A 5,595-nucleotide genomic window follows, 5' to 3' on the forward strand; every position below is an offset into this window, starting at 1 on the left:
CAGCAGCTCGGCGCCCATCTCAGCTATTCCACCACCACGGTGCGCTCCTCCGAAGTGACATCGCGGTCTGAGCAGCGCTCGGTTCACACTCAATGGCGGTCAAGCGTTCATTCAACGGACGTTTCCCCGCGAGATTCGCTGAGCAGACTTCGTAATACTTCAGCTAGATCGCTCGCGCGGTACGGCTTCTGCAGCAATGCGAAACCATTGGCATCCTGATCTTCTTGAAGATAGCCAGAGGTCAGTAGGATTGGCATCTGCGGCCATCGCTGACGGATGGTGTGTCCAAGGTCGATGCCATTGGTCGCACCAGGCATATTCACATCGCTGAAGACGAGGGCGATGTTAGCCTCCATTTGCAAAAGGCGCAAAGCCTCGCTCCCGTCCTGCGCACTGATTACTTTAAACGCGAGCGCCTCAAGGATTGAGACAACGGTGGATCGAACATCAGCGTCATCCTCGACGACGAGCACGGCCTTGCCGGCGCCGTTCATCGGGTTCGACGCTCCGGCAGTCGCCCCCGTATTGATGTCCTCCGATGTGGAACTCTGCCTAACAAGCGCAGGCAACGTAATAACAAATCGGGTGCCCTGGTCAGGGCTGCTGTCGACGGAGATAGTTCCGCCACTCTGCTGCACGAAGCCGTAGACCATGCTGAGACCGAGGCCGGTTCCCTTGCCAGCCTCCTTCGTTGTGAAGAACGGTTCGAATACGCGGGCGAGAATAGCGGGCGACATCCCGGTGCCCGAGTCGGCGACAGCAATTTCTACCGAGCACGAGCCTTCGACGCGTTCCGGTGCAGGGGCGTCGCGACGCTGGATGCAAATGCCTAATATACCTCCGTCCGGCATCGCGTCCCGCGCATTCACAGCAAGATTGATGAGGGCGGCCTCGAACTGGGCGTGATCGACGCAGACTTCCGGCAGCCCCTCTTCCACGTTCGCGGAAATCGTGATCCGCTCGCCGAGCGTGCGCTCGAGGAGCGTGATCAGCCCAGGGATAAAGCTGGTCAAGTTCAGCGCTCTCGGCTGGAGAGGTGAGCGCCGGGAGAAGGCCAGCAGCCGGCTGGTGAGTTCTGCGCAGCGATGCGCTCCCTCGATGGCACTCTCGACGCGACGGAGGGCCTTCTCATTCCCCTGGAGCGAGCCCTTCATCAGGTCGAGATTACCGATCACGATGCTCAGCATGTTGTTGAAGTCGTGGGCGATTCCGCCGGTCAGACGGCCGACTGCCTCAAGCTTCGAGGCGTGCTGCAAGCTGAGCTCAAGCTCCTTGCGCTCTGTCACGTCGAACCACATCCCGAAGAACTCGACCGCCGTGCCGCTCTCGTCGCGGTTGACCGCGATCTGATCGAGGATGTGCCGCTCCGTGCCGTCCGCGTTGCGCCAGCGATATTCCAGAGCAACGCTGCCGATCTCCAAGACGGTGCGAAGATCTGCCAAAACGCGTTCTCGGTCGTCCGCTTCGAGGCAGGACTCCCAAAGACTGGATCTGGCAAAGGCCTCCCGCGAGAAGCCGGTGATGCGCTCGATGCAGTCGTTCGTGAAGTAGAGCCGACGGTCTTCTAAGCCGAGCGGTGAGGTGTAGAGCGCGATAGGAAGGCCGCGCAGCACCGCGGCCTGATGTTCCGCCTGCCTGCGCAGCGCCTGTTCGGCTTCTAGCTTCTCGCCGCGCACCCGCAGGTTCTCCAGGAGCAGCTGCTTCTCGGCCGCCGCCTTGCACTTGATCTCCTCGGTCTTGCGGTAAAGGTCGACGAAGACATCGACCTTCGATTTCAAGACAAGAGGTTGGATGGGCTTGAACACATAGTCCACCGCTCCCGCCGAGTAGCCGCGGAAGATGTGCATGTCGTCTTTGTTGTGCGCCGTGAGGAACAGGATCGGGACGCGGGACGTACGCGAGCGGCTGCGGATGAGCGCGGCCACCTCGTAACCATCCATGCGCGGCATCTGCACGTCGAGCAGGATTACGGCGAAGTCCTCTCGGAGGGCCCGACGCAGGGCTTCCTCCGGTGAATTTGCCAGGACAAGATCGACTGCTAGATCAGCGAGAATCTCAGAGGCTGCGAGCAGATTGCGCTGATCGTCATCGACAATCAGGATCTTCGCTCGGATAGCATGCGGATCGGCGAGCGTGGCAAGCTGTTCGGCGGCAGCATTCGTACGGCCCCGATGGAAATCCAGTCGGTCCGTCATAGCGTTTGCCGTTCAAGGTCCCTCGCGCCGCTAACCGGCGGGGTTCCGTTTACGACCTCACCGCGCTTTGCCAATTGCACGCGCAGCACGGCGAGGAGCTGGTCCATGTCGATCGGCTTCGAGACGTAATCTGATGCGCCCGCCTCAAGGCATTTTTCGCGGTCGCCTTTCATGGCCTTTGCGGTCACCGCGATGAGCGGCAGGCTTTGGAAGGCAGACTGAGCCCGGATCATCCGCATCGTCTCGTAGCCGTCCATCCCGGGCATCATGATGTCAATCAACATTGCATCGATGTTCGGGTTGGTCTTGAGCAGCGCGATGCCGTCCTGCCCATTCTCCGCGAACAGGACCTCTAGCCCGTGTTGCTCAAGGGCGCTTGTTAGCGAGAAGATGTTGCGCAGGTCGTCGTCGACCAGGATGACGCGACACCCCTGGAGGGACGACACGTCCTTCCGCTCGAGTACGATCTGCTCGTCGACCGGAACGCTGGCGATGGCGCGATGCAGGAACAGGGCGGTCTCGTCGAGGAGCCGCTCAGACGAGCGCGTGTCCTTGAGGATGATCGTCGAGGCGGTCTGCCTGAGCTGCTGCTCCTCGGCGGCCGTCAGCTCCCGGCCCGTATATACGATGATGGGCAGCTCCTCCCCGCCCTGTGAGGCGCGGATCTGCTCGATCAATTCGGAACCGCCGATATCGGGTAGGCCGAGATCGATGATCGCGCAGTCGAACCGGCCGCCAATCAAGGCTTCCAGTGCAGCGGAGGCCGTACCGACACCGAAGATCTTAACGTCTTCCTCACTCAGGAGCGCAGTGATGCTGGCGCGCTGGTTCTCGTCATCCTCGACGAGCAGGAGGTTGCGCACCGGCCTTGTGATGAACTCCTTCGAGCGCTCAAGGGCCCGCATCAAGCCCTCGCGCTCCACCGGCTTCTCTAGGAAGCCGAATGCGCCCGCGCGCAGACCGCGCTTCTTCTCGTCGTTGACCGAGATGACGTGGATCGGGATGTGCCGGGTGCGAGGATCATTCTTCAGGAGATCGAGCAAAGCCCAGCCGTCCATGTCGGGCAGGCCGATGTCGAGGGTGATGGCGTGCGGCTTGAAGCGGTGGGCGAGGCTCAGCGCGCCCGCGCCGTCCTGCGCGATCAGGCCCTTGAACCCGCGCTCGCGCGCAAGTTCCAGCAGCACCGAAGCGAACATCGCGTCGTCCTCCACGATGAGCACAATATGATCACCTGGATGGATGGCGTGGCGGTCATCCGCCGAGGCTGAGAGCGCCATTGCGGCGTTTGGCTGCCGGCCCATCAGCGTCGAAGTTCCGCTTCCTTCGGTGACCTCCGAACCGCGGCCCGGTGCCACCTGCACTGGCGGCTCGAAGGGCAGGAACAAGGTGAAGGTGCTTCCCGAACCGATGCGACTCTCGACCACGATCTCGCCGCCCAACAGACGCGCGATCTCGCGGCTAATCGCCAAGCCGAGGCCGGTGCCACCGTACTTGCGGCTCGTGGTCCCGTCGGCCTGCTGGAACGCCTCGAAGATGATCCGCTGCTTATCCTCAGCGATGCCGATCCCGGTATCGGCGACGGATAGGGCCATCCACTGGCTCCCGGCGCGCAACGGTGATCCCTCCGCGGAGCCGATTTTGAGGGAAACGGTGCCCTTCTCGGTGAACTTGAAGGCGTTGGATAGAAGGTTCCGGAGAACCTGCTGCAGACGCTTGGAATCCGTGCGCAACGAGCGCGGCAGGCCGGGCTCGACGTCGATCACGAAGGCGAGGTGGCGCTCCTCGGCGAGTTGCCGGAAGGTCCTGTCGAGGTTCTCGACAAGGTCCAGTAGCGCGACATCGCCGATTTCCAGCGACACAGTCCCGGACTCGATCTTGGAGAGATCGAGGATGTCGTTAATGAGCGACAGGAGGTCGGTCCCGGCCGCGTTGATGGTCTTGGCGAATTCGCGCTGCTTGTCGGTGAGGTTCCCGTCCCGGTTCTCGGAGAGAAGCTTCGAAAGGATGAGCAGGCTGTTGAGCGGCGTGCGCAGCTCGTGGCTCATATTAGCCAGGAACTGCGACTTGTAGCGCGAGGTCAGGCTCAGCTGCTCGGCCTTCTCCTCCAGCGCCGTCTTTGCGACTGAAACCTCCCGGTTCTTTCCTTCGACCTCGCGCTTCTGGATCTCGAGGAGCCGGGCCTTCTCCTCCAGCTCTTCGTTGGTCTGCTGCAGCCGCTCGCGCTGGCTTTTCAGCAGGTCCTCCGATTGCTGCAGCGAAGCGGCCTGCAGCTCCAGGCGATCGTTCGTTTTCTTGAGTTCCTCTTGCCGGCTCTGCAACTCGCCGGTCAGGAGCTGCGACTGCTTGAGGAGCCCCTCCGTCCGCATGTTGGCGGCGATCGTGTTCAGCACGATGCCGATCGACTCAGTCAGCTGGTCGAGGAACGACTGATGAGTCTCGCTGAAGCGGTTGAAAGACGCCAGTTCGATGACCGCCCGGACCTCCTGCTCGAACAGAACCGGGAGCACGATGATGTTGAGTGGCGGCGCTTCGCCGAGAGCCGAGCCGATGGTGATGTAGTCGCCTGGTACGTTGGTGAGGAGGATGCGTTTCTTCTCGAAAGCGCATTGTCCCACGAGACCCTGACGGAGGTGGTATCGGTTCGACAGATTTTTGCGCTCCGTGAAGGCGTAACTCGCCGTCAGATCCAGAACGGGCTCTCCGCCCTCGTCTTCCACCATGTAGAACACGCCGCGCTGCGCGCTCACTAAGGATGCGATCTCGGACAAAATCAGGTTCGAGACGGTGGCGAGGTCACGCTCGCCCTGCAGCATGCGCGTAAACTTGGCGAGGTTGGTCTTCAGCCAGTCCTGCTCGGCGTTCTTAAGGGTTGTATCCCGCAGATTGCGGATCATCTCGTTGATGTTGTCCTTCAGCGATGCCACCTCACCGGAGGCCTCGACCGAGATCGATCGTGCGAGATCGCCCTTCGTCACCGCCGTCGCTACTTCGGCGATGGCGCGCACCTGAGTCGTCAGGTTCGCCGCGAGCTGGTTCACGTTGTCCGTGAGGTCGCGCCACAAGCCGGCAGCACCCGGCACCCGGGCCTGACCGCCGAGCTTGCCCTCGACGCCCACCTCGCGGGCGACGTTGGTGACCTGATCGGCAAAGGTGGCGAGCGTCTCGATCATCTCGTTGACGGTATCCGCCAGGGCAGCGATCTCGCCCTTGGCGTCGACAGAAAGTTTCCGCTTGAGGTCGCCCTGTGCCACTGCGGTGACGACATCCGCGATGCCGCGGACCTGACCGGTGAGGTTAGCGGCCATCATGTTCACGTTGTCGGTGAGGTCCTTCCAGGTTCCGCCGACCCCGCGCACCTGGGCTTGGCCACCCAGCTTGCCCTCTGAGCCGACCTCGCGGG

Annotated in this window: 2 protein-coding genes; both read right to left on the bottom strand. The window is 62.1% G+C overall.

Translation table 11 applies throughout. From position 1 onward, the window contains the following. Nucleotides 1-107: 107 nt before the first annotated feature. Nucleotides 108-2,195, bottom strand: a complete 2,088-nt coding sequence (locus tag MGN01_RS22990) for a response regulator (RefSeq protein ID WP_147049115.1) — start codon at nt 2,193-2,195, stop codon at nt 108-110. Continuing rightward, the coding region (locus MGN01_RS22995; RefSeq protein WP_147049116.1) for a response regulator at nt 2,192-5,595 on the bottom strand (3,404 nt) is incomplete at its 5' end. The genes MGN01_RS22990 and MGN01_RS22995, both read right to left, overlap by 4 nt.

The organism is Methylobacterium gnaphalii (genome assembly GCF_007992215.1).
Lineage (GTDB): Bacteria > Pseudomonadota > Alphaproteobacteria > Rhizobiales > Beijerinckiaceae > Methylobacterium > Methylobacterium gnaphalii.

Coding starts and splice junctions, on each gene's coding strand:
- MGN01_RS22990 (WP_147049115.1), bottom strand. CDS start 2,195: ATGACGGACCGACTGGATTTCCATCGGGGCCGTACGAATGCTGCCGCC.